Genomic DNA, 22,600 nt, shown 5'->3' on the forward strand with positions numbered 1-22,600 from the left:
AATAATAGTAAACGTCTAATTTAAGTGTTTACTAAGTTACGTTTTTTCTTAGTAATTGTTGTTCCTAAACCTATGGTTAATCCTAATCCCCACCAACTCAAATTCGGTTCCGGAACTTGAGTACCTGTAACTGTTACAGACGCATCTATCGGGACTCCTGTTAAGGATAGAGGAGCGCTATTTTCATCTGATAATCCATCAATACTCGCAGATAATTTTAGCTGACTAATACCAGGACGAAGAGCAGTAAAATTTGCTCTCCCAAGAATAAAGCTAGCTGGTTGTATATTATTTAAATCTGCTGGATCATCAAAAGAAATTTCCGCAAAATTTACTAATCCTGAACTGGTTTGGATGTCAGTTAGTCTTGTATCTGAAGATAATCCAACTAAATCTCCGTTGATAGGATCGCCAAACGATAAGCTATTAAAGGTGAGGATAGCCGGATCAAATGATAAACTCAGAGCGAAGCCGCTTAGGGAAGGTGTCTGAAAATCTCCTAACTCGGAAATTTTTACGTCTACATCTACAGAATCACCAACATCAACTGTCTGCACTGCTGGCAATAATTCTAAGGATACTGCTTGGGCTGCTGGAATAATGATTGTAGGGTATAGTAAACTTAGCCCTAAACTGAGACCCCAGAAAGACTTTCTCATGACAAATTATTTAGGTAATTTATTAGTCACTGAAATAGAGCCATACTGCAACTGATATTTATCAAGTCGCAGATGCTGAAGTCATTAATATCAAGGGAAAATAATTTTTTGAGCAGGGAACAACTGGTGACTATGACACGCTTCGTATCATCTCTTTGAGTAAGAGATTAATTACACAGAACTACTATAGATTGCTATTAGTCAGCATTCTCAAATATTACTAGTGATAACAATCTAAAAAAAATTGGTAGTCTTTTTCAGTACTGGTCAACAGGGTTTTTACTTAAGTAATATATGAATAATACATTTAATACATCAATATAATCAATACCAAAATCATTAAGATTTATTTGTTCTCAAAAAAGAAAAATTAAAATTAAAAATTAAATTGTGTTTGACAAAATTAACTGTTGTAATCCGCGCTGACCTCTGCGCCCGTATGCGTTAAAAAAAATCACCAACATCCATCCATAAGGTAGAAGAAATTACCCTATAAACTCAGTATTTTGGTTTTGATGTTTGAAAACTAGGTACAACTCGTGGTTCCCATTCGAGACAACAATCCCACAGAAATTACGCCGTACGTCACCTATGGACTAATTGCTGCCAATATCCTCGCCTTTTTGTATGAAGCCAGTCTTCCTCCCCAAGCACTAGATGGTTTCTTACATCTAGCGGCGGTAGTACCCAGAGAACTTACCTTAAGCTTTGCTGGGGTGGCTATTCATCAACCAGTACCAGAATGGGCAACCTTAATTACTTCACAATTTTTACATGGTGGTTTTTTACACCTAGCAGGTAATATGTTGTTTCTATGGATATTTGGTAACAACGTTGAGGATAAATTAGGTCATGCCAAATATTTGCTATTCTACTTAGGCTGCGGTATTTTAGCGTCTTTAACTCAGTGGTACTTCTCCCAAGATTCTAACATTCCTTCCCTCGGTGCTAGTGGTGCGATCGCTGGTGTTATGGGTGCATACATTCTCCGCTTCCCCCAAGCCGAAATTCTCGGTGTTGTACCCTTGGGTATCTTCTTCCCAACTTTCCGCGTTCCCGCATACTTCTTTTTAGGTTTTTGGTTTCTCCAACAATCTTTCTATGGACTCGCCAGCTTAGAAACCCCCACAAATATTGGCATGGAAAGCGGCGGTATTGCCTATTGGGCCCATGCAGGCGGTTTTCTGTTCGGTGCAGTTCTCGGCCCCTTGCTGGGTTTATTCAGCGATAAATCACAGGAGGAATCTTGGTAGTAGCGTAGCAAGCCTAAAATAGTTCCCGTAGTGCAACCCAACAGATAATTAGAATGTTGGGTTACGCCAAGCTTCCACCCAATCTACAATTTTTTACTTTCTTAATTTTGAATTTTGAATTTTGAATTGGTATTACTCTCTCACTCCCCATTCTTATACCATCGTGCTGTAGGTAAATGAGAATCATCTAACAATTCCAGTGTATTTGTTGATAAGTCATCTGCGGATGCTGAATTGCTTGGCGAATTAACTAACTCATCTAAGGCTGCTAATGCTGCTGATGCAGATTGGTAACGCGCTTTGAAATCATCCTTTACCATTTTACTGAGAATATCTGCAAAACCTTGACTGACGATTGCTTTATCGCGCCATTGTAAGACTTCATGCTCATCTCTGGGTAAATCATGGGGGGCTATCCCGGTTAAAGCTTTAATCCCAATCATCCCGACTGCATAGATATCACTGCTATATTGGGGACGACCAAAACATTGTTCGCTGGGTGCATAACCCTTAGTGCCGATACCAATGGTAAAGGGTGTTGGTTCTTGATTTTCGACTTGGGGTAGGGAAATTTCTTTAACTGCACCAAAGTCAATGAGGACTAATTTCCGGTCTGAGTCTCGGCGGATAATGTTACTAGGTTTAATATCACGGTGGATGACATGGTTTTCATGAACAAATACTAATATTTGCAATAGTTCTTTGACAATAGCGATCGCAGATGTTTCACTAATGCCTCTAGCTGACGGTAGTTCGTGATTTAGCGGACGACCGATAATATATTCTTGCACTAAATAGAATTCTGATTCTTGTTCAAAATAAGCTAAAAGTTGAGGAATTTGGGGATTTAAACCCAATTTTTCCAAAGTTTGCGCCTCTGATTGAAATAAACGTCTAGCTAGTTCTAATCCTTTGGCTTGGGTATTAGCTGGTTTTAGTTGTTTGACGACACAGCGAGGGTTCCCAGGACGTTGGGTATCTTCAGCGATATAGGTTTCGCTAAATCCTCCACAACCAAGCACCTTGATAATTTTATAGCGTCCACCCAAGACTTTGCCAAAGACAGCCAAATCTCGTTTTTGCAATAAATCTTGTAAATCTTGTTGTTGGGAGATGATCTCTTGGACAATGGGAGATGTTTTATATTTTTGAAAAACGTCTACTAGCTGGCGGGTTCTGATTTTTTCCCTAGCAACTTCAGTTACTAAATAGGATAACCCACAAACAGCGATCGCCAATACTGGTATAGCTGTCGGCAAAAGTAACTGTGCATAAATAAAACTAACATAGCTAATGCTAGCCCAAGCACTAGCCAGCGCCACACTCCAGTAAAATATCTTCAGGCTGCTTTTGCTTCTAGTCGTCACCCAAGATGTACCACCAACTAAAACCAGCACAAATAAAGCTCTCAGGAGTGGACTTTTTATAGCTGGAGCGATCGATTTACCTGTCATGATAGTAGCGATGGCATTGGCATGAATTTCTACCCCTGACATCCTCTCATCCACTGCAACTGGGTGAAAATCATTCCCCAACTGAGCTGTCGCACCGATGATGACTATTTTGTTTTGAAAAACTTTTCCCTGTTGTAAATAATTATGCCAGTTTTGCGGATCTAGTACATACCAAAAAGGAATTGTGTCAAAAGTTCCTGCCCCTCCCCAAAAATAAATGCGATCGCCTTTTGGTTGGGGATATTTTACCTGAGCAGCACTGAGAACTGCTTGTTCAAAGGATGGTAACTTATCTGTGAGTAAATCTTCGTCTGCCAATAATTTAGATAATTCACTAGCTAAACGATGGATCTTGCCATCTGCTTCCAAGGGAAAATTAATCGTACCTATTGATACTGGGCTTGTCCGAAATTTTTCATAGGGTAAGCGTAGTTGACTCAACGTACCTTGATGGGATTGAGAAAAATCGTACTGTGCTGCTAATGTAACTTTGTTACCATATTTTTGTAATGCCGCTTGTAATTGGCGATCGTCCTCATCACCATAACTTCCCGGCAAATCAAACACCACATCTAAAGCCACAGCCCGCGCCCCAGATTGCATTAATTTGGCAATTACCTGAGCATATGCAGTTCGTTTAAAAGGAAAACTTCTCAGTGGTTCCAGGTAGGCATACTGTTGGGGATTTGTTTTATAGTACTGTTCGGGTCCTGATATGGACTGGTCATCAATAGCTAAAATGACAATATCTTCTGGAGGTACAAGCGGCCCTCGGAGTTGAAAAAATACTGAAAGTGCTTGATTTTCTAACAGTTGTACTAAACTTAAGCCAGAACTTGTCAGTAGCGCCGCCCCAATCGCCGCAGTTATGGTGAGTAGACTTCGTAAACGCACTAAACGCTGAGATTGTCGTGCTGCTGCTGTCAAAGTCGTTTTTGTTGCTTTACTTGACGTTACATGGGCAGTAGATACATATTTTTTATGGGCATTTTCTGTCGGTTCTTCTGCCATATCATGTTAATAATTGGGTGACGTACAATTTTTTATTTATTTAGTCCCATTTATACTACAACCACATTGAAATCAAAATTGAATGGCAACCTTATACATTTGTAATACAAATATTATTTTGCACCAAACTGGGGTAAAACCATCTCAGCTGGGTCAGCATCATCGGGGCTAAGAAGCAGAGGAGCAATATCAGCACACGGCTCATGCCCCAATAGCCACGCACAGATGAGACAAAATATTTTGTCATGCTTAGTGGTGAGATTTACCCATAAGTAGCTGATTGGGAAACTTGCTGCTACCATCAACCCATGTTGCGTAAAAAATAGTTGCACCCAACCCTTAGCCTCTAACATATCTGATGAACAGCACTTATACTGCTTATACAAAACTTGTATTTCTCACGCAGCCATACTATTAACTGCACAACCCATTTCTTATCTTTAGACCTATGCCTTACCTCTTTAGAAGTAAACTTGATAGATGGATAGTTAAGCATCCTGTTACTGGGTCAATTTTATTGGTAGATTTTGATTACAGGGTGTTTCTCTTAGTGTTGAGAGCAAAAATATGCAACTGCCAGCAGATTAATTCTCTCATTACTGCTAATTTTATGCTTGGCGCGAGGTAAGATAAAAGCTATACATGAAAAGCTACTCTAGAACTATTAGCCAATTTATCAAATGAGAATTGCTATAATCATTGCTCAATCTAAATTCTTTACTATATATTAGGTGTATTTTTCTATGGGTTCTCCAATGAATCGTCTGTCTATTTTTGTAGACGGAAACAATATGTTCTATGCCCAACAAAAAAATGGGTGGTTTTTTGATCCAAGGCGCGTATTAGAATACTTCAAAAACGAACAATCAGAGACAACACTTATCAATGCGTTCTGGTACACTGGCTTAAAAGACCAGCAAGATCAACGAGGTTTCCGTGATGCTCTCATCAGTTTAGGATATACAGTCAGGACAAAAGTCCTCAAAGAATATTACGATGATTCCTCCGGACGCTATTCCCAAAAAGCTAATTTAGATATTGAAATTGTCGTCGATATGTTTAATACGGTAGACCAGTATGACCGAGTAGTTCTATTTAGTGGTGATGGCGATTTTGAAAGGGCAATTGAACTATTACGGTCAAAAAATACTCACATTACAGTCGTCTCAACAGAAGGCATGATTGCTAGAGAATTACGCAATGCTACGGATAGATATATAGATTTGAATGATATTAGAGACCAGATAGAAAAAGTAGAAGGTTAATATTCTTAGCAATTATTTACAAAATTAATTAAAACTACAAAAACTCAGGTTTCCAGATATTTAAAGCAAAAAGTAAAACTAAAACACACAAGCCAAAATGACAACTAAACCAGAGAGAATCATCATTTTTGACACAACCCTCCGTGATGGGGAACAGTGTCCAGGTGCAACACTCAACATAGATGAAAAGCTAGTGATTGCCAAGCAACTAGCCCGTTTAGGTGTAGATATTATTGAAGCTGGTTTTGCTTTTGCTAGTCCAGGAGATTTTGCAGCTGTCAACAAAATTGCTCAAGCAGTGGGGACCCAAACAGGCCCAGTGATTTGTAGTCTAGCAAGAGCGAGACATGATGATATCAAAGTAGCAGCCGAAGCCATTAAACCTGCAGCTAAAGGGAGGATTCATACATTTATTGCCACCTCTGATATTCATCTGAAGTACAAGCTGAAAAAAAGTAGACCGGAAGTAATCGCGATCGCTGAAGAAATGGTCGCCTATGCCAAAACCTTCACCGATGATGTAGAATTCTCCCCAGAAGATGCTGGACGCTCTGATCCGGAATTTTTATATCAAGTTTTAGAGCGAGCGATCGCCGCCGGCGCAACAACAATTAACATTCCTGACACCGTTGGTTATACAACACCCAGCGAATTTGGGGCAATAATTAAGGGGATAAAAGAAAACGTCCCCAATGTTGATCAAGCCATTATTTCTGTTCACGGACACAACGATTTAGGCTTGGCTGTAGCTAACTTCCTAGAAGCAGTCAAAAATGGTGCTAGACAATTAGAATGCACCATCAATGGTATCGGTGAACGGGCAGGAAATGCTGCCTTAGAAGAACTAGTCATGGCATTGCACGTCCGCCGACAATATTTTAATCCCTTCTTAGGTAGACCAGTAGATTCAGAAGCATCCCTGACAAATATCGACACCAAACAAATTTATAAAACATCCCGTCTCGTTTCCAATTTGACGGGAATGTTAGTCCAACCAAACAAAGCCATCGTTGGTGCAAATGCCTTTGCCCATGAATCAGGAATCCATCAAGATGGGGTGTTAAAAAACAAACTCACCTACGAAATTATGGATGCCCAATTGATTGGGTTAACAGACAATCAAATAGTTTTAGGCAAACATTCTGGGCGTAATGCCTTCCGCACAAGGTTGAAAGAATTGGGTTTTGAACTATCAGAAACTGAGTTAAACAAAGCCTTCGTCAGATTTAAAGAAGTAGCCGATAAAAAGAAAGAGATTTCTGATTGGGATTTAGAGGCGATCGTTAACGATGAAATCCAACAAGCCCCCGACTTATTCCGGGTAGAATTGGTACAGGTTTCCTGTGGTAGCAACGCCCGTCCCACCGCCACAGTCACCCTGCGTACCCCAGACGGCGAAGAACTGACAGACGCAGCCATTGGTACTGGGCCAGTAGATGCAGTGTATAAAGCAATTAACCGCGTGGTCAATGTACCCAACCAACTGATAGAATTTTCGGTACAGTCAGTTACAGCTGGAATTGATGCGATCGGAGAAGTAACAATTCGCTTACGCTATGAATCCAGAGTATTTTCCGGCCATGCAGCCAACACAGATATCATCGTCGCTTCCGCCCAAGCTTATGTGAATGCCCTAAATCGTTTATACGCAGCGTTGCAAACTCAAGAGAAGTCAGGAGAAGTGGCTGTAGAGAAAGTGTAAGTGAACTTCATACACATATTGACAACATGAACCAGAATATCAGGCAAGTAATCATGTATAAAGATGAGGATGACTACTGGATTGTAGAGTGTCCGAGCCTGAAAGGTTGTGTTAGCCAAGGTAAAACGAAAGAGGAAGCTCTTGCAAATATTAAAGAAGCGATCGCAGGTTATGTCACCGCCCTAGAGGAAGATGGCTTTGACAATTGACTATGGACTATTGACCACCCTCAGAAGGGTTTATTGGTTAAGTGCGTAAGTCCTATTAATATCAATCTATAACCAGGAGCTTAACAGGAGAGCTAAAGTTGAATATTAATCTTGATTTACCGCCAGAGTTAGAACACGAGCTTAGTACTGAAGCTTCTCAGCTAAATCTGACTCTTTCTGAATATATTATTCACTTGATTTCCGCGAGAAAGATTTTGGCAAATCCACCTAAGACAGGAGCCGAGCTTGTTGCTTATTGGCAGAGCGAAGGTATAATCAACTCACGAACAGATATTACAGATAGTCAAGCGTATGCTCGCAATTTACGTCATGAAGCTGAAAACCGTAAGAGAGCATAGCTTCGATGTATTTGTTAGATACGGATATTTTAATTGATATTCAACGAGGTCATACTCCCGCAATAACGTGGTTTGCTAGCCTATCTGAGTTACCTAGTATACCTGGTTTTGTAATTATGGAACTAGTCCAAGATGCAGAAAATCACCAAAAATTGCGTAATGCTCTAAAACTAGTTGCACCGCTAACCGTAATTTGGCCTACTGAAGCTGATTTAAATCGTGCATCGTCAGACTTTGCAACTTATCATTTATCACATGGTTTAGGGTTGTTAGATGCTTTAATTGCCGCTTGTGCAGTTGGGAGAAGTGCAACACTTTGTACTTTTAATGTCAAACATTACCGCGTTGTTCCTGGACTGATCATCGCGCAGCCTTATACACGCTAGCAGCTACTAAATACTAGCACCGCCATGATGAATTGTATTTAACTAAATGGAAAACAACTGATAACATTACTGAACCAATAACTTAGTAGTAGAGTGTACATTCAAAATCAAGGGTATCTACTACTATGCAATGAATCAGACAAAATCTTGGGATGAAGTTCGTGCGGCTTTTCAGAAAATTTGGGGTTACGAAGATTTCCGTCCACCACAAGGAGAAATTGTCAGCAGTTTATTAGAGCAAAAAGACTCTCTAATTATCATGCCTACAGGGGGCGGAAAATCAATTTGTTTTCAACTACCAGCACTGCTACAAACAGGAGTAACTCTAGTGGTTTCGCCATTAGTAGCGCTGATGGAAAACCAAGTGCAAGAATTAATTCAACGCCAGCAAAAAGCCGCATTACTGCACAGCGAATTACCATCATGGCAACGCCGTGCTACATTGCAAGCATTGGCAAAACAACAGCTAAGATTGCTGTATTTATCTCCAGAAACTTTGCTAAGTCCGCCAGTTTGGGAAAAATTATCTCAACCTCAACTACAAATCAACGGCTTAATTCTAGATGAAGCTCATTGTTTAGTGCAGTGGGGAGAAACATTTCGTCCAGCTTACCGCAGATTAGGCACTGTCCGACCTGCATTACTCAAACATAAACCACCAGGAACCAAAATTAGCATCGCTGCATTTACGGCTACAGCTGACCCCTCAGCGCAAAAAATTATTCAAACAGTCTTGCAATTACAGCAACCAGAAATTTTTCGCCTGAATCCCTACCGTCCTAATTTACACCTTAATGTCCGCATTGCTTGGACACCAAGAGGGAGAAAACAACAATTACTCAAATTTATTCAAAATCGTCCAGGACAAGCAGGATTAATCTATGTCCGCACAAGGCGAGATAGTGAAAATTTAGCTGCATGGTTAGCAGAGATGGGTTACACGACAGCCAGTTATCACGCCGGATTAGGAGCAACAGAACGCCGAGACGTGGAGGCAAATTGGTTAGGTGGTAAAATACCTTTTGTGGTTTGTACCTGCGCTTTTGGCATGGGGATAAATAAACCTGATGTGCGTTGGGTAATTCATTTTCACGCACCACATTTATTATCTGAATATGTGCAAGAAATTGGCAGGGCGGGACGAGATGGTAAGCCAGCCGAGGCTTTGACGTTAATTAGTGAACCGACAGGGTGGTTAGATGGAGAGGATAAACAAAGACAACAATTCTTTGTGGAAAAAATGCGATCGCAACAACAAAAAGCCCAGCAACTAATCAAAAAACTCCCTCAGCAAGGAGAAATAAATCAAGTAACTCGACAATTTCCCGATAGTGAAGTAGCCCTAGCTTTACTCCACAGCAGTGGACAATTAAACTGGCTCGATCCTTTTCATTACAAGATTGAACCAAAAGTCAAAACTCAACCATCGACACAATTACCAGCTACTCAACAAATCACCCAATATTTAAATACTAAACAGTGCCGTTGGCAGTTTTTGTTAAATGCTTTTGGTTTCACTCAAGAAACAACTAATTGGCATTGTGGACATTGCGATCGCTGTCGTTAGTTTACCCAATTGATGTGTTTTTTTCCCCTGCTGTGAGTATTTGCTCTGCTGTTAGCTGTAATTGAGGAAAAATATTAGAAATGATTAATGTATTTCCAGTAAATGTAGATTCTTCATACAGCCCATCTAGTAATATCAATACAGTAATCAGGGCTTTTTGAGGGTCAACAATCCAATATTCATCAATTCCCCTAGCAGCATATTCAGAACGTTTGTAACGATAGTCTCTATCTTCGTTTGCTTTGCCTGGAGAAACAACTTCTACAACCAAAGCAGGAGGTGGCATATCTAAGGTAATAGTGGATCTAGTCGCGCTTTGCAAGGCTTTTGCTAGTTCATCTGTCAGTACAACTAAGTCGGGAACACGAGTTGTAGCACGGGAACCACAAACGATTATTTCAACTTTGTTACTTACTTGATTAACCGGAATGAACTTGAGGAAATTTACGAGTAAGAAAAGAGAGATTTGCACATTTTTTGGGCTTTCGGGTGGCATTGCAACTAATTCCCCTGCCACTAATTCATACTGGCTATCAGTGCCATCGTCATATTTTATATATTCCTTAAGGGTTAGTTTTTTGGTCGTGATTGCAGTCATATTGCCTAAATGTGATTTGCATACTCAGATTTTAACTAATTCAGTGATGACAACTTAATAAACCTCATCATGAGAACCAATATCAATTAGTAAAATTTCCTCGTCACCAGATTCTGGATTTTCCACAAAATTAAAGACAATACGGCAATCGTAATCCACTGAACAAGCCCAAGCCTCAGACAACTTACCTTTCAGCTTATGGCTTTGTAACAGTGGATCAAATGGATCAGATGTTAAAAGCGCTAAACGCGCTTCAATTCGCCCTTGCAATTCTGGTTGTCGTCGCACCAACCGTTTAAATGCTCGTTTAAACGATGATGCTAGAACCAGAGTCATCATGTACTTAACTCATCTATGATTTGATTGACAGTTCCACGAAAAACTCCACCTGACTGGTACTCTGCTTGTGCTTGAGTAATATTCGCCGCAATTTCAGAACGTCTTTTTTCTGCCAAGCGGTGACGTATCAGATCGATTAGTGTTTCCTGTTCATCTACTGATAAATCTTCGATGCTGTCTAAAACTTGGTCTAATTTAGAGGATTGAGTCATTTTTCTGCACCATACTAAATGTCTATATAGAGCTAAAACTGACGCAAAAATCGTAAATCACTGTTATACAAACGGCGGATATCATCAATTTGGTGTAATACCATTGCAAAACGTTCTACACCGAAACCAGCAGCAAATCCGGTGTAAATTTCTGGGTCATAACCTACAGATTTCATCACGTTAGGATCAACCATGCCACAACCCATCACCTCTAGCCAACGCCCATTCCACTGTAAATCTACTTCAGCCGAAGGTTCGGTGAAGGGGAAGTAACTAGCACGGAAACGAATGGGTAATTCACCAAACATTGCTTGCAAAAATACCTTAATTGTGCCTTTGAGGTCTGTAAATGTTAGTCCTTCGTCAATAGCTAATAATTCGATTTGATGGAAAACTGCTGAGTGGGTAGCATCTACATCATCTCGGCGATAAACTCGTCCAGGGGCAACAATGCGAATCGGTGGTTCCTCTTTCTCCATGTAACGGATTTGCACTGAAGAAGTGTGCGTCCGCAGCAGATTACCATCTGGTAAGTAGAAAGTATCCTGCATATCACGGGCGGGGTGATCAGGGGGAGTGTTGAGAGCCTCAAAATTGTAGTAATCCGTCTCCATTTCCGTCCCTTGCGCTACTGTGTAGCCCATGCCGACAAAAATATCCAGCGCTCGGTCGATGATACCATTCAGGGGATGAATGCGACCTTGGGGACGATAAATGCCAGGCATAGTGACATCGAGAGTTTCTGCGTCAAGCTGTGCTTGGATTTGGGCAGTTTCTAAAGCAGTACGTTGCTGGTCTAAACTGGTTTGTAAAGCTTCCTTAACCGTATTGGCGATCGCTCCAATTACCGGTCTTTCCTCCGCACTCATCTGCCCCATGCTTCGCAACAATGCCCCCAATTGCCCTTTTTTGCCCAGATAGCTAACTCTGAGTTCCTCCAGACGTTCGAGGGTATCGGCAGCTGCGATCGCCTGTTCTCCTTCCTGCCGCAATGCTAAAAGTTGAGCTTCTAAGTTATTAGTCATTAGTCATTAGTTATTAGTCATTGATAGAGACGTTGCATGCAACGTCTGTACATTAATAGTCATTAGTCCAAATATTTTGGACTACCTGACACATAACTTTAGTAGTATGCCATTAATTCTATAGAGGCACGGGTCAAAAGTATGCCTCTTTTTACCAGTTTAGATGCGATCGCCCATTGAAGTGTTGCTCAAATCATCAGAAAAATTTTTTGACTATAGACTATTGACTACTGACTATTAACTATTGACTATTGACTATGAAATTACTTATTAGCAATGATGACGGTATTTCCGCCTTGGGTATTCGGACTTTAGCGAACGCTTTAGCTGAGGCTGGCCATGATGTGAGTGTAGTTTGTCCAGATCGAGAGCGATCGGCTACTGGTCATGGATTAACTTTACATCAACCCATCCGCGCCGAAATTGTCGAGTCTATTTTTCATCCGACAATTAAGGCCTGGGCTTGTGATGGTACTCCCTCAGACTGTGTAAAACTGGCACTTTGGGCTTTACTAGAGTCTCCCCCGGATTTGGTTCTCTCTGGAATTAATCAAGGAGCAAATTTAGGCACAGAAATTTTATACTCCGGTACAGTTTCGGCAGCGATGGAAGGCATGATCGAAGGTATCCCCAGTATTGCCTTTAGCTTAACTAGCCATATTTCCAGAGACTTTCAACCTGCGGCGAAGTTTGCCACAGTCCTGATAGAGAAACTAGCTACTCAACCAATACCAGATTTGATGTTGCTTAATGTCAATATTCCGGCTGTCAAATGGGAAGAAATCGCTGGTGTCAAACTCAGCCGTCAAGGAGTACGGCGCTACGTTGATGTTTTTGACAAGCGCACCGATCCTCGTGGTAAAACATACTACTGGTTAACTGGAGAAGTTTTAGAAGACGTAGAACCGCCAATCGGGTTAAATTTATCCCCACACATCCCCATAGACGTTCACGTCATTAGAGATAACTACATTAGTATTACACCACTGCAATACAATCTCACATACGGTACTGCATTGGATAAATTAGCGGACTGGGATTTTTAGTAGTAAGGATGGGGGAATGGGGGGAAAGAACCTATATAAGTATTTTCTCCTTGTCTCCTTGTCACGCCAGTCACCTCAACGGGGGAAACCCCCGCACGGTGCTGGCTCCCCTTATCCCCTTGTTTTTTTTGAATTTTGAATTTTGAATTGATTTTCCCATCTATACAGTGGAGCAAAATTTAGGCTATAAAATAGGAGCGTTCTTGGTATTACTGATACATAAATGCTGGGAATAATAAGGTAACAGCCTTGTATTACCTTACCTAGTGTGGATAATCTACCGAAAGCAAGGTATGCTGTTTTACCAACAATCTACCTCTCTATCTCCTACAGTAAGACAGCATAGATTTTACAAAATCAGTAACATTTTCGTTACTAATTGCCCGCTCAGTCCAGCAAACAATACTCATGTCCAGGATAGAGAACCAATTTACTGTGCAATTTTGGGGCGTTCGTGGCAGCATACCCAGTCCAGGACCGCACACAGTCCGCTATGGCGGTAACACTCCTTGTGTAGAAATGCAGGTCGGTGGTAAACGCTTAATTTTTGATGGTGGTACAGGACTTCACGTCTTGGGGCAATCTTTATTGTCCCAAATGCCGCTAGAAGCTTATCTATTTTTCACTCATTCCCACTGGGATCATGTGCAGGGTTTTCCCTTTTTTGTGCCAGGATTTGTTAAAGGGAATAATTTTCATATTCATGGTGCGATCGCTCCTGATGGTTCTACTGTAGAACAACGTCTTAACGATCAAATGCTCCATCCGAATTTCCCTGTACCTTTGCAAATCATGCAGGCTAACTTGCATTTTCATGACGTGCAACCAGGGCAACCCATCCACATCAAAGATATTACTGTAGAAACAGCACCACTCAATCATCCTGGTGAAGCGGTGGGATATCGAGTCAACTGGCGTGGTGGTGCGGCTGTTTATATTACCGATACAGAGCATTTCCCAGATAAATTAGATGAGAACGTGCTGTGGCTAGCGCGAAATGCGGATATTCTCATTTATGATTCCACTTACACCGATGACGAATATCATTGTGCCAAATCACCGAAAATTGGCTGGGGACATTCAACTTGGCAAGAAGCTGTAAAAGTAGCTAAAGCCGCTAATGTCAAAACATTGGTGATTTTCCATCACGATCCTGCCCATAATGATGATTTTTTAGATCGCGTGGGAACACAAGCATATGCTAAGTTTCCTGGGGCTATTATGGCTAGAGAAGGAATGATACTCCAAGTTCCCATTTCCATGCCCTTATCAGAATCTTTTTCTGTTAGTAATTTTTCAGCATAAAAACTGCACGCGGAGTAATTGTAGATTTTAGATTAGATTTAAGAAGGCAGGAGGAAAAGTAGGGAGTGAAGGACAGATCAATTCAAAATGGAAGAAGACAAGAGGACAAGGGGAGCCAGCACCGTGCGGGGGTTTCCCCCGTTGAGGTGACTGGCGTGACAAGGGGACAAGGAGAAAATACTTGTATAGGTTCTTTCCCACCATCTCCCTCTCTCCCTATCCCCCCATCTTCCCATCTCCCCCACTTCCCACCTTCGTCAGATAAACCTCAAATCTTAAAATCCCAGTGCTAAATCTGTCTCAAAATGGGTGTTCTGTGTGGGTTGCTGCTTCAACTGAACTGGTTTTAACACCAACGGCTGTGGCTCTTGGTAAATTTGATGGAGTGCATCTTGGCCATCAAAGAGTCATTCAACCTGTTTTACAGTCAACTAGGAGCGCTCAAGCTGAGGGAGAGAGTGAGAATGTACCCCCATCAGTACTAATAGGAAACCCACCAGTCGCACCACTAAAACGGATATATTCTACAGTTGTGACTTTTCGTCCTCATCCCCATGAGTTCTTCACCGGACAACCCCGGACTTGGTTAACTCCTTTGGACGAAAAAGTGCAACAATTGCGATCGCTGGGTGTAGACCAACTGGTATTACTACCCTTTGACAAAGAATTATCAGCTTTGTCACCGGAAGAGTTTGTCGAAAAAATTCTTGTGCAACAACTACGCTGTCAGCAAATTAGCGTCGGGCAAGATTTTTGCTTTGGCAAACAGCGTCGCGGTACAGCTATGGATTTGCAACTAATTGCCGCTAAGTACCAAATTCCTGTTACCATAGTTCCGCTACATACTTCTGATGGTCTGTTTCTTGATGAGACAAACTGTAGCAGCCTTGATTCTCCACAGGAGGCTCCTATTAGTACTTCATTAATCCGTCAAGATTTAGAAAGTGGCGACATCAAAAATGCCAATCGTCTACTAGGTCGTCCCTACACTCTTATTGGAGATGTGATTGAAGGCGAACAATTAGGCCGAACCATTGGGTTTCCCACTGCTAATTTGGAATTACCCAAGGATAAATTTATCCCTCGTCAAGGAGTTTATGCAGTCCTGGTCGAAATTTTGAGTGAGACACCAGATGCTACCATACCCAGTGATATTTTAGGAGTGATGAATATAGGTAATCGTCCCACCGTCAACGGTACTTATTCATCAGTGGAAGTACATTTGCTCGACTGGTCTGGCGATTTGTACGGTAAAAAACTAGCTGTCAAATTGGTAGAATTTCTGCGGCCTGAACAAAAATTCCCGTCTCTGGAAGCCTTGAAAAACCAAATTCAGCAAGATTGTACTGTCGCTAGAGAAGTTTTGAATAGAGGGGATGGGGGATAGGGAATAGGGAACTGGGGATAGGGACTTTTTCAAGACAGAGGACTTACGCAGTGTCACTAAATTTTCTGGCTTTTTGTCAATAGTCAATAGTCCAAAAAAACTTGATTTTGACTATGGACTATGGACTATTGACCACCCTCAGAAGGGTTTATTTGTTGAGTGCATAATTCCTACAAATTTGAGCGATTAGCACAGTAGGTTGCTACACTTACACTAATGTCCTTTCACCAATTGGTTGATGATATAAAATCATGATCTGACTAGAATTTAAGGTTTCTACTGCATAAGCCTGTCCTGTTAAGTTGCTAAATTCTACTTCAAAAACTCCAGGTTCATATTCGTCTACAATCGTTCCTACTTGACCACGATATAATTCCAACTCTGGTAAGTCTTCGGTTAGGGCAACAACATCTAATAATTTCATTGTATTACTTTACTCTTTAGAGTACATAACAGGTGACTAGACGAGGGAAGTTTTCATCATTTCGCACTATCCAAACACTCTGAATAATTGCTTGTTTATCAGCGCGAGTAACGGGAAAGTCAATGATATATTTTTGACCGTATGGATTGCTTTTACCAGGGATAGCATCGTAAATAGCTACTGCTTGTAAAAGTATGGTTTGTAGTTCTTCTGCATTATTTAAATCTAAGTCCAGGAAGATTTGAATACACGAGCTTTGTGCTTTCCTTCTGGATGTTCTGGGTTGAGACAATACCCTGCGATTTTCTCTGCTTCAACGATAGCGCGTTCTGGGTTAGGCAGTTTCTTAGGAGTGTCTATAAAAACACTACTCACATCAAAAGTTTTTCCACAGATACTTGAATATCGGGAAATGCTATTGGTGTAATTTTTCCTTCTCCAATGGTTTGTTTTGAGACATACTTGCCATTGTGCGGTTCTCGAAAGACAATGATTTGCCCAGTTGACAAATTTAACACCCAGTATTCCGGGATATTAGCGCTAGCGTAGATGGATGTTTTCAATTCTAGGTCTTTTTGTAAACTTGACTTAGCAACTTCTACAACCCAAAATATATCCGGTGGTTCGGGATGACGTTGATTGTAGGCAGACTCAGGTAATCGGACAATAGCAATGTCTGGTTCAGGTTCGGAGTTAGACAGAGTGATAGGCCCATTAAAACGGACATCAGCTCTACCTATCAATAACTCTTCTAGGTATTTTGCTCCTCGTTTTGCCGTACTGTAATGGATTGGTGTTTCTGGACTCATTTCTACAATTTCACCAGCTAGCAATTCCACACGCCGATCGCATAGAATGCCTACTTGAATCATCCGATGATAGTCATCCACAGACCATTTAGCTAAGGTCTTCATTGCTGAATTCAAATATATATTCAGACTTGACTTAATTTTATCTTCAGGCGATCGCCAAATTATGATCTCACTACTTGATTTCTGTGAGAATTTCTACCCCATCGTCTGTGACTACAATTGTATGCTCAAATTGGGCTGATAGTTGGCGATCGCGGGTAACAGCTGTCCAGCCATCGCTTAAAACTTCGACTTCGTGGGTTCCTTCGTTAATCATTGGCTCAATGGTAAATACCATTCCTGCTCGGAGACTTTTACCTTTGCCCCGTGTACCATAGTGAGGAATATCGGGTGCAGTGTGGAAAATATTGCGAATACCATGTCCAACAAAGTCACGCACCACAGAGAAACCCTGAGCCTCAGCATACTCTTGAATCGCTGCACCAATATCGCCTATTTTCGCTCCTGGTTTTACCTCTTTAATCCCCAAATATAAACACTCTCTTGTCACTTCCACCAACTTTTGCGTTTTTGGGGAACCAGTACCAACAATAAAAGTTTTTGAGGTGTCGCCGTGATAGCCATCAACAATTGGCGTGACATCGATGTTAATGATGTCACCTTCCTTGAGAACCTGTCTAGCATTGGGTATTCCATGACAGACTACTTCATTCACACTGGTACAAATCGACTTGGGAAAGCCTTTATAGCCTAGAGGTGCGCTTTTAGCGCCATGTGCTTGTGTCCAACGTTCTGCTTCGTCATTCAGTTGCAAGGTTGTGACTCCTGGCTGCACCATTGGTTCTAGATGTTCTAGAAGTCTAGCCGCCAAGCTTCCCGCTTGGCGCATTTTTTCTATTTCTCGTTGGGATAAAATAACAATTGGCTCGGTTTTCATGAAATTTAATCTAATTATCTGTCAAAAATACGGTTAAACCTGTTTGTGCAGCTTTTTCGGCAGCATCAGCAATTTTTAGAGTATACAAGCTTTCCTCTGGGGTAACGTACAAAGGAGTACCATCAAATAAATGGTCTAACACTATAGTTGTGTCCTTGGCAAACAAGCCTCGACGAGTCCCCACTTCTATGGGCGTTTGTTCCCCTGCTTGCGTAAAAAATCCTGTGTCCCCATCAAAAATTAAAGCACCTTGATCGCCATGAACTTCAAATTTTCGTTCTGGTTGCCACAAAGTTTCACCTTTACCATAAATTACTTGGGCTAACAATCCACTGGCAAAGCATAATTGAGTAATGCAAAAGCAGGTTTGGTAATAGTCTGCTTCTTTTTCCCAATAGCGTTGATGACAGTTGACGGTGAAAACTTCGCCAAACAAATCAGTCAGCCGATGTAAGCGAGATAGCGCACCAATTAGAGGAAATCCGAACATTTCATGGTTATAAGTCCATTTACGGGGTGCTGGGTGCTGGGGATTGACGGTGCTGTAGCGCACGTAAAATAAATGACCAACTTTGTCTAAGTTTTGCTTTAAAGCTTGATGTAACCCGCCTAAAAGTTCGATGTGTTCGACGTGGAGTAATCTTTGCTGCGCTTTGGCTAGGGCAATTAGTTCTTTAGCTTCAGTAAAATCTACAGATAGGGGATATTCAACAATGACGTGTTTCCCAGCCGTCAGTGCGCCACGAGCGATCGCACCATGCTCACTATTAATGGTAGAAATAACTACTAAATCTATATCTTCTCGTTCTACCAATTCTTTCCAAGCTGCTACCGCTTCAATATCGTAGTCTTGGGCAAAAGTGTGAGTTCTTTCTGGTTTATTTCCAGCCACAGCGACAAGTTGTACCCGTTCATCTTGTAGCAAAGCCTCTGCTCGTAGTTTTGCTGCATACCCAGTACCAACTATAGCTACGCGCATTTTTGCTTTTCCCAAAGCTGCTTCTGCATTATACATAAATATTTACCAGTACTGCACCTTCACCTTTCACAATAGCCCGTAGGGGAATTCAAAATATAGTCAATAGTCATTAGTCAATGGTCATTAGTCATTAGTCATTAGTCATTAGTTACCACTTACCACTCAGCACTCCCCCACTCCCTCACTCAGCACTCATCACTTACCACTCTTTATGCCCTCCTCGTCAACCTATAAGTTTTTATAATAACTACCATTTTGGAGAGCTTAAAGTATAAAAAAAACTTATTCTTATCAGATATCTAAATTTCATTACTAATCGTGGGGGATTTCGAGTTATATACTTTAGTTTTTCTCGTAGTATCAGAAGTGAAGTAAATACAAACCTGTGGCTAATCCCCTGAGATCAGCCGCCTAGCTTTGCTTTAGGATAACTTATACCGCCGTTTGCAAAAGAGAGGATCACTGAAATGGCAACTTTCAAAGTCACATTAATAAACGAAGCTGAAGGTACTGAAACTACAATTGATGTTCCTTCTGATGAGTACATTCTCGATGCTGCGGAAGAACAAGGTCTTGACCTTCCCTTCTCTTGTCGTGCAGGTGCTTGCTCAACTTGTGCTGGTAAATTAGTTTCTGGTACTGTTGACCAGTCTGACCAATCATTCTTAGATGACGACCAAATCCAAGCTGGGTATGTACTGACTTGTGTTGCCTATGCTACCTCTGATGTGACCATTCAGACTCACAAAGAAGAAGAACTTTACTAGAAATTAGGACTTCCCTAGTTAGACTACTCATTGCTTTTGAACAATGGGGTAACCCTGGCTTACAGGTGTTTCCCCTTTGTTGCGAATTGCATTTAGGGCATTGGTGAATTCTCATTTTTCTATGACCAATGCCTAATACAAAACCTTAATGTTTTGTCAAATATGGATAAGTTCTAATGATGATTCTAGAACTTGACTTCATCTGTTAGTTGCTGGATCTTAGTACCAGGATAATAGAACTGGAGGATTTTTTCACTAGACCAGCCTAGTTTTGCTAAATTTTGTGCGCCAGTCTGACTTAAGCCGACTCCGTGTCCTAGTCCACCACCAATAAAGGCGTATCCCCACAAATCTGTTTGTCCTTTGTTGAGTGGTACTATGTAAAAAAGTGTACTTCTTGGTGCAGCAAAGGCACTCCGAACTTCGTCTTTGTGGAGGGTGAAGATGCCAATGTCAGTTTTGACAGCTAGTTCTAAAATTCTTCCGCTTGGACTGCGGTCAGTTATGGCCATTGCCTGAATTGTTTTGAATTTAGCATAGGGGCTATTTTTTGCCCGCAAAAATTTTTGCAAGTCCTGGATAATCTCGTTTAGTGGTGTTTCTTTGTACCAACGGAACGTATCCCAGGTGCTTTCATTAAATCCTTGTTGCAGGCTGATAAATTTCTGGAAGTTCTTTTCGTCTTTTAAATTTTGTTTTTGAAAGTTCCAGATATTGTTTGGTGCATCGACAACTGGACGTAAATAAGGACGATCTGCACCATTCCACACGTCACTAAAAGAGGCGGTGATTCCACCTGTAGTGGAAGAATAAAGAGCATCCACCAGTTGATTATTATAGGTGAGTACCATTCCTCTAGTGGTGGCGATCGCTTTATCAGTTTTGCTATCTGTGCCGTTTAGCCCATAATAAACTTGGCAGTGGGTATCAGCACACAGTTGATAATTATCTACAGCAAATCTCCGTAAATTCCTCAAGGCATAAGTTCGCGCGAGAATTGCTTGTGATTCTAGAGAAGCTTTTGGGGCATTCGTGCCAATTTCATTGGGAACAACGCCACGCAAGTAAGTTTCTAAAGATACTTGATTGACTAGGGTATATGTCCCGTAAGCATTGGGCTGAAAGTTAATTTTTCCAGCATAAAGTCGGGATTTGTCAAGTTTTTCACCTTGTTTCAGACGAATGACATTTTTTGTGGTGCTTATTTCTACGTAGTTTGGTGTATATCGTTGCCCATTGACTACCCAACTGACTCGCGGTACTTTGGGTAAAACTTTGGTATCAATGTATGCCAATTTATCACCCTTGGTTTGTAAACTCTGGAACAACAAGCGGCGCAGTAACGGGGTACTATACACATCTCGTTTTGCCCAAACTTGCCAGCGTTCTGGTTGAGCTATTTCTACCTCTATTCCCTGCGATCGCCATTTTTCGGCGCTGTCTTCCGCAGTTTCGTAGGTGCGATATGTACCTAAAACTACCACTTCCTCAATTGCTGGCTTGGGTAAAGCTTGCATCACTGTTTCCAGCTTGACGGGGCTTTGTGTGACGAGGATTTGCTGTTTTGCGCCTTGTATCAATTTTAGTTTCAGGCGATCGCCCGTCGTCGGCTCTAATTGCAGTTTGGCTGTAGGTTGCGCGCCAAATCGCTGCACAATGCCAATTTTCAGTTCTAAATCCTTGATTTTATCTTCAGTCGCTGATGCGCCTGTCAATCCCAGTAAACAAAATGTTGTCAGTACCGTATAGGAAAAACGCCAGAACGAACGCTTCATGGTTCTGTGATTTTTTCCCTCTGTGTTGTGAGACTTGGCTGGTGGCAATTGCTTAAAAGCTTGGTGGTTTTGTCGCATGAGCGCTCCAATAATACCCTTCCTGGTTTTGCTCTAAAATTACTTGCAAAACGAAGTCATAATGAGTATGATTTATTTAAAGAGAAGAAACAAAACTAGTTAGGCATTACTCCTCATGGTTAGAGTACAAGAAATTCCCTTAAATCAAATTCGGCGGCCATTACCCCGTGGTAACGATCCCAATAAAGTGCAAGCCCTGATGGAATCAATCGCCGCAATTGGACAGCAAGAACCCATAGATGTCTTAGAGGTAGATGGACAATATTATGGCTTTTCTGGTTGTCATCGGTATGAAGCCTGCCAACGTTTAGGTAAAGAAACTATTTTAGCCAGAGTTCGCAAAGCTCCGCGTAGTGTTTTGCAGATGCACTTAGCGTAGAGAATAGGGAATGGGAGATGAGAGATAGGGGGATGGGGAGAGGGGGAGATGGGGTGAAAGAGTAATTAAGTAATTTTCTCCTTGTCTCCTTGTCTCCTTGTCCCCTCATCCCTCATGCCCAATTAATAATAATTACTCAGTTAGGAGAAATTTATGGCATCTCAAGGAACAATTAAGAATGTCAATATCGGCATTGATGAAGCTAGTAGAGCTAAAATTGCCGAAGGATTGTCTCGTTTGTTGGCTGACACCTACACACTTTATTTGAAAACGCATAATTTTCATTGGAACGTCACTGGGCCGATGTTTCAAACGCTGCACCTGATGTTTGAAACCCAGTATACAGAATTAGCCTTAGCAGTGGACTTAATTGCGGAAAGAATCAGAGCGCTGGGTTATCCAGCACCAGGAACTTATAGCGAATATGCCAAACTGAGTTCGATTCCCGAAACCGCCGGCGTTCCCAAAGCCAAAGACATGATAAACCTGCTCGTGGAAGGACAAGAAGCCGTAGTTAGAACAGCACGCTCTATTTTTCCCATCGTTGATGAAGTAAACGACGAACCCACTGCCGATTTACTAACTCAACGGATGCAAGTACATGAAAAAACCGCTTGGATGTTGAGAAGTTTGCTGGAAGAATAGGTACTGGGTACTGGGGATTGGGTACTG

The 22,600-nt window shown here is 41.5% G+C and carries 27 protein-coding genes; 13 read left to right on the plus strand and 14 right to left on the minus strand.

Going from position 1 to position 22,600, the window contains the following annotated elements:
- Positions 1-20: 20 nt before the first annotated feature.
- On the minus strand, positions 21-659 hold the full coding sequence (locus FD725_RS15890; protein WP_179049021.1) for a cohesin domain-containing protein: 639 nt from the start codon (positions 657-659) through the stop codon (positions 21-23).
- Positions 660-1,198: 539 nt separating this feature from the next.
- Here FD725_RS15890 and FD725_RS15895 point away from each other — a divergent pair.
- Positions 1,199-1,912 (plus strand): rhomboid family intramembrane serine protease, encoded by a 714-nt coding sequence (locus FD725_RS15895; protein WP_179049022.1) that lies wholly within the window; start codon positions 1,199-1,201, stop codon positions 1,910-1,912.
- A gap of 140 nt (positions 1,913-2,052) precedes the next feature.
- Here the strand turns inward: FD725_RS15895 and FD725_RS15900 are convergent, their stop codons facing one another.
- Positions 2,053-4,377 (minus strand): CHASE2 domain-containing serine/threonine-protein kinase, encoded by a 2,325-nt coding sequence (locus FD725_RS15900; RefSeq protein WP_179049023.1) that lies wholly within the window; start codon positions 4,375-4,377, stop codon positions 2,053-2,055.
- Between the two features lie 113 nt (positions 4,378-4,490).
- Positions 4,491-4,730, minus strand: coding sequence for a hypothetical protein (locus tag FD725_RS15905; protein ID WP_179049024.1), 240 nt, complete (start codon positions 4,728-4,730; stop codon positions 4,491-4,493).
- A gap of 390 nt (positions 4,731-5,120) precedes the next feature.
- Here FD725_RS15905 and FD725_RS15910 point away from each other — a divergent pair, with 390 nt between their 5' ends.
- From FD725_RS15910 to FD725_RS15935, 6 genes are all read left to right on the plus strand, one after another.
- Positions 5,121-5,642 (plus strand): NYN domain-containing protein, encoded by a 522-nt coding sequence (locus FD725_RS15910; protein ID WP_179049025.1) that lies wholly within the window; start codon positions 5,121-5,123, stop codon positions 5,640-5,642.
- 97 nt (positions 5,643-5,739) lie between these two features.
- Positions 5,740-7,344, plus strand: a complete 1,605-nt coding sequence (locus tag FD725_RS15915; RefSeq protein ID WP_179049026.1) for a 2-isopropylmalate synthase — start codon at positions 5,740-5,742, stop codon at positions 7,342-7,344.
- Positions 7,345-7,370: 26 nt separating this feature from the next.
- Positions 7,371-7,553 carry a type II toxin-antitoxin system HicB family antitoxin gene (locus FD725_RS15920; RefSeq protein ID WP_218653119.1) on the plus strand — a complete coding sequence of 61 codons (183 nt, stop codon included), beginning with the start codon at positions 7,371-7,373 and terminating at the stop codon, positions 7,551-7,553.
- A gap of 98 nt (positions 7,554-7,651) precedes the next feature.
- Positions 7,652-7,912, plus strand: a complete 261-nt coding sequence (locus FD725_RS15925; RefSeq protein ID WP_179049027.1) for a hypothetical protein — start codon at positions 7,652-7,654, stop codon at positions 7,910-7,912.
- A 5-nt stretch (positions 7,913-7,917) separates the two neighbouring features.
- Positions 7,918-8,298 carry a PIN domain-containing protein gene (locus tag FD725_RS15930; RefSeq protein WP_179049028.1) on the plus strand — a complete coding sequence of 127 codons (381 nt, stop codon included), beginning with the start codon at positions 7,918-7,920 and terminating at the stop codon, positions 8,296-8,298.
- Positions 8,299-8,428: 130 nt separating this feature from the next.
- A complete protein-coding gene (locus FD725_RS15935; RefSeq protein ID WP_179049029.1) occupies positions 8,429-9,865 on the plus strand; it encodes an ATP-dependent DNA helicase RecQ in 1,437 nt (478 codons plus the stop codon).
- Between the two features lies 1 nt (position 9,866).
- On the opposite strand, the gene FD725_RS15940 is transcribed toward FD725_RS15935, so the two are convergent.
- Genes FD725_RS15940 through pheS form a run of 4 tightly spaced genes read right to left on the minus strand, consistent with a single transcriptional unit; the run spans position 9,867 to position 12,039 of the window.
- Positions 9,867-10,463 (minus strand): Uma2 family endonuclease, encoded by a 597-nt coding sequence (locus FD725_RS15940; protein WP_179049030.1) that lies wholly within the window; start codon positions 10,461-10,463, stop codon positions 9,867-9,869.
- 54 nt (positions 10,464-10,517) lie between these two features.
- On the minus strand, positions 10,518-10,802 hold the full coding sequence (locus FD725_RS15945; RefSeq protein WP_179049031.1) for a type II toxin-antitoxin system YafQ family toxin: 285 nt from the start codon (positions 10,800-10,802) through the stop codon (positions 10,518-10,520).
- The gene (locus tag FD725_RS15950) at positions 10,799-11,014 is read right to left on the minus strand and encodes a hypothetical protein (protein ID WP_179049032.1); all 216 of its coding nucleotides are present in this window, start codon (positions 11,012-11,014) and stop codon (positions 10,799-10,801) included. Before FD725_RS15950 ends, FD725_RS15945 begins: the two co-directional genes overlap by 4 nt.
- Positions 11,015-11,046: 32 nt before the next feature.
- Positions 11,047-12,039: a phenylalanine--tRNA ligase subunit alpha gene (gene pheS / locus FD725_RS15955; RefSeq protein ID WP_179049033.1), complete on the minus strand. Its 993-nt coding sequence runs from the start codon at positions 12,037-12,039 to the stop codon at positions 11,047-11,049.
- Between the two features lie 257 nt (positions 12,040-12,296).
- Here pheS and surE point away from each other — a divergent pair, with 257 nt between their 5' ends.
- The 3 genes from surE (at position 12,297) to FD725_RS15970 (ending at position 15,777) form a co-directional block, all read left to right on the plus strand.
- Positions 12,297-13,085: a 5'/3'-nucleotidase SurE gene (surE, locus tag FD725_RS15960; RefSeq protein WP_179049034.1), complete on the plus strand. Its 789-nt coding sequence runs from the start codon at positions 12,297-12,299 to the stop codon at positions 13,083-13,085.
- A 408-nt stretch (positions 13,086-13,493) separates the two neighbouring features.
- On the plus strand, positions 13,494-14,390 hold the full coding sequence (locus tag FD725_RS15965; protein WP_179049035.1) for an MBL fold metallo-hydrolase: 897 nt from the start codon (positions 13,494-13,496) through the stop codon (positions 14,388-14,390).
- A 286-nt stretch (positions 14,391-14,676) separates the two neighbouring features.
- Positions 14,677-15,777 (plus strand): bifunctional riboflavin kinase/FAD synthetase, encoded by a 1,101-nt coding sequence (locus FD725_RS15970; RefSeq protein ID WP_179049036.1) that lies wholly within the window; start codon positions 14,677-14,679, stop codon positions 15,775-15,777.
- Positions 15,778-15,985: 208 nt separating this feature from the next.
- On the opposite strand, the gene FD725_RS15975 is transcribed toward FD725_RS15970, so the two are convergent.
- The 6 genes from FD725_RS15975 to FD725_RS15995 all read right to left on the minus strand — a co-directional run bounded on the left by FD725_RS15975 (position 15,986) and on the right by FD725_RS15995 (position 18,965).
- Entirely contained in the window at positions 15,986-16,201 is a 216-nt protein-coding gene (locus FD725_RS15975; protein WP_179049037.1) for a DUF4926 domain-containing protein, read from the minus strand.
- 16 nt (positions 16,202-16,217) lie between these two features.
- Positions 16,218-16,493, minus strand: a complete 276-nt coding sequence (locus tag FD725_RS15980; RefSeq protein ID WP_256871629.1) for a DUF6883 domain-containing protein — start codon at positions 16,491-16,493, stop codon at positions 16,218-16,220.
- On the minus strand, positions 16,427-16,576 hold the full coding sequence (locus FD725_RS33145; RefSeq protein ID WP_372726680.1) for a DUF6883 domain-containing protein: 150 nt from the start codon (positions 16,574-16,576) through the stop codon (positions 16,427-16,429). The genes FD725_RS15980 and FD725_RS33145 overlap by 67 nt, the downstream gene beginning before the upstream one ends.
- A complete protein-coding gene (locus FD725_RS15985) occupies positions 16,573-17,115 on the minus strand; it encodes a Uma2 family endonuclease (protein WP_179049038.1) in 543 nt (180 codons plus the stop codon). The genes FD725_RS33145 and FD725_RS15985 overlap by 4 nt, the downstream gene beginning before the upstream one ends.
- Before the next feature lie 70 nt (positions 17,116-17,185).
- The gene (map, locus tag FD725_RS15990; protein WP_179049039.1) at positions 17,186-17,950 is read right to left on the minus strand and encodes a type I methionyl aminopeptidase; all 765 of its coding nucleotides are present in this window, start codon (positions 17,948-17,950) and stop codon (positions 17,186-17,188) included.
- Between the two features lie 10 nt (positions 17,951-17,960).
- Entirely contained in the window at positions 17,961-18,965 is a 1,005-nt protein-coding gene (locus FD725_RS15995) for a Gfo/Idh/MocA family protein (protein WP_179049040.1), read from the minus strand.
- Between the two features lie 431 nt (positions 18,966-19,396).
- On the opposite strand from FD725_RS15995, the gene FD725_RS16000 reads away from it, so the two are divergent.
- Positions 19,397-19,696 (plus strand): ferredoxin, encoded by a 300-nt coding sequence (locus FD725_RS16000; RefSeq protein WP_179049041.1) that lies wholly within the window; start codon positions 19,397-19,399, stop codon positions 19,694-19,696.
- Between the two features lie 185 nt (positions 19,697-19,881).
- Here the strand turns inward: FD725_RS16000 and FD725_RS16005 are convergent, their stop codons facing one another.
- Positions 19,882-21,549 carry a SpoIID/LytB domain-containing protein gene (locus FD725_RS16005; RefSeq protein ID WP_179049042.1) on the minus strand — a complete coding sequence of 556 codons (1,668 nt, stop codon included), beginning with the start codon at positions 21,547-21,549 and terminating at the stop codon, positions 19,882-19,884.
- A 115-nt stretch (positions 21,550-21,664) separates the two neighbouring features.
- Here FD725_RS16005 and FD725_RS16010 point away from each other — a divergent pair, with 115 nt between their 5' ends.
- Positions 21,665-21,928 (plus strand): ParB N-terminal domain-containing protein, encoded by a 264-nt coding sequence (locus tag FD725_RS16010; RefSeq protein ID WP_179049043.1) that lies wholly within the window; start codon positions 21,665-21,667, stop codon positions 21,926-21,928.
- 153 nt (positions 21,929-22,081) lie between these two features.
- Positions 22,082-22,573, plus strand: coding sequence for a Dps family protein (locus FD725_RS16015; protein WP_179049044.1), 492 nt, complete (start codon positions 22,082-22,084; stop codon positions 22,571-22,573).
- The last annotated feature ends 27 nt before the right edge of the window (positions 22,574-22,600 follow it).

The organism is Nostoc sp. TCL26-01 (genome assembly GCF_013393945.1).
In the GTDB taxonomy this organism is placed as follows: domain Bacteria; phylum Cyanobacteriota; class Cyanobacteriia; order Cyanobacteriales; family Nostocaceae; genus Trichormus.

What these genes read in the sequence shown, in the direction of transcription:
- FD725_RS15890 (WP_179049021.1), bottom strand. Translation starts at nt 659, where the DNA reads ATGAGAAAGTCTTTCTGGGGTCTCAGTTTAGGGCTAAGTTTACTATAC.
- FD725_RS15900 (WP_179049023.1), bottom strand. Translation starts at nt 4,377, where the DNA reads ATGGCAGAAGAACCGACAGAAAATGCCCATAAAAAATATGTATCTACT.
- FD725_RS15905 (WP_179049024.1), bottom strand. Translation starts at nt 4,730, where the DNA reads ATGTTAGAGGCTAAGGGTTGGGTGCAACTATTTTTTACGCAACATGGG.
- FD725_RS15910 (WP_179049025.1), top strand. Translation starts at nt 5,121, where the DNA reads ATGGGTTCTCCAATGAATCGTCTGTCTATTTTTGTAGACGGAAACAAT.
- FD725_RS15915 (WP_179049026.1), top strand. Translation starts at nt 5,740, where the DNA reads ATGACAACTAAACCAGAGAGAATCATCATTTTTGACACAACCCTCCGT.
- FD725_RS15920 (WP_218653119.1), top strand. Translation starts at nt 7,371, where the DNA reads ATGAACCAGAATATCAGGCAAGTAATCATGTATAAAGATGAGGATGAC.
- FD725_RS15930 (WP_179049028.1), top strand. Translation starts at nt 7,918, where the DNA reads ATGTATTTGTTAGATACGGATATTTTAATTGATATTCAACGAGGTCAT.
- FD725_RS15935 (WP_179049029.1), top strand. Translation starts at nt 8,429, where the DNA reads ATGAATCAGACAAAATCTTGGGATGAAGTTCGTGCGGCTTTTCAGAAA.
- FD725_RS15940 (WP_179049030.1), bottom strand. Translation starts at nt 10,463, where the DNA reads ATGACTGCAATCACGACCAAAAAACTAACCCTTAAGGAATATATAAAA.
- FD725_RS15945 (WP_179049031.1), bottom strand. Translation starts at nt 10,802, where the DNA reads ATGATGACTCTGGTTCTAGCATCATCGTTTAAACGAGCATTTAAACGG.
- FD725_RS15950 (WP_179049032.1), bottom strand. Translation starts at nt 11,014, where the DNA reads ATGACTCAATCCTCTAAATTAGACCAAGTTTTAGACAGCATCGAAGAT.
- pheS (WP_179049033.1), bottom strand. Translation starts at nt 12,039, where the DNA reads ATGACTAATAACTTAGAAGCTCAACTTTTAGCATTGCGGCAGGAAGGA.
- surE (WP_179049034.1), top strand. Translation starts at nt 12,297, where the DNA reads ATGAAATTACTTATTAGCAATGATGACGGTATTTCCGCCTTGGGTATT.
- FD725_RS15965 (WP_179049035.1), top strand. Translation starts at nt 13,494, where the DNA reads ATGTCCAGGATAGAGAACCAATTTACTGTGCAATTTTGGGGCGTTCGT.
- FD725_RS15975 (WP_179049037.1), bottom strand. Translation starts at nt 16,201, where the DNA reads ATGAAATTATTAGATGTTGTTGCCCTAACCGAAGACTTACCAGAGTTG.
- FD725_RS15985 (WP_179049038.1), bottom strand. Translation starts at nt 17,115, where the DNA reads ATGAAGACCTTAGCTAAATGGTCTGTGGATGACTATCATCGGATGATT.
- map (WP_179049039.1), bottom strand. Translation starts at nt 17,950, where the DNA reads ATGAAAACCGAGCCAATTGTTATTTTATCCCAACGAGAAATAGAAAAA.
- FD725_RS15995 (WP_179049040.1), bottom strand. Translation starts at nt 18,965, where the DNA reads ATGTATAATGCAGAAGCAGCTTTGGGAAAAGCAAAAATGCGCGTAGCT.
- FD725_RS16000 (WP_179049041.1), top strand. Translation starts at nt 19,397, where the DNA reads ATGGCAACTTTCAAAGTCACATTAATAAACGAAGCTGAAGGTACTGAA.
- FD725_RS16005 (WP_179049042.1), bottom strand. Translation starts at nt 21,549, where the DNA reads ATGCGACAAAACCACCAAGCTTTTAAGCAATTGCCACCAGCCAAGTCT.
- FD725_RS16010 (WP_179049043.1), top strand. Translation starts at nt 21,665, where the DNA reads ATGGTTAGAGTACAAGAAATTCCCTTAAATCAAATTCGGCGGCCATTA.
- FD725_RS16015 (WP_179049044.1), top strand. Translation starts at nt 22,082, where the DNA reads ATGGCATCTCAAGGAACAATTAAGAATGTCAATATCGGCATTGATGAA.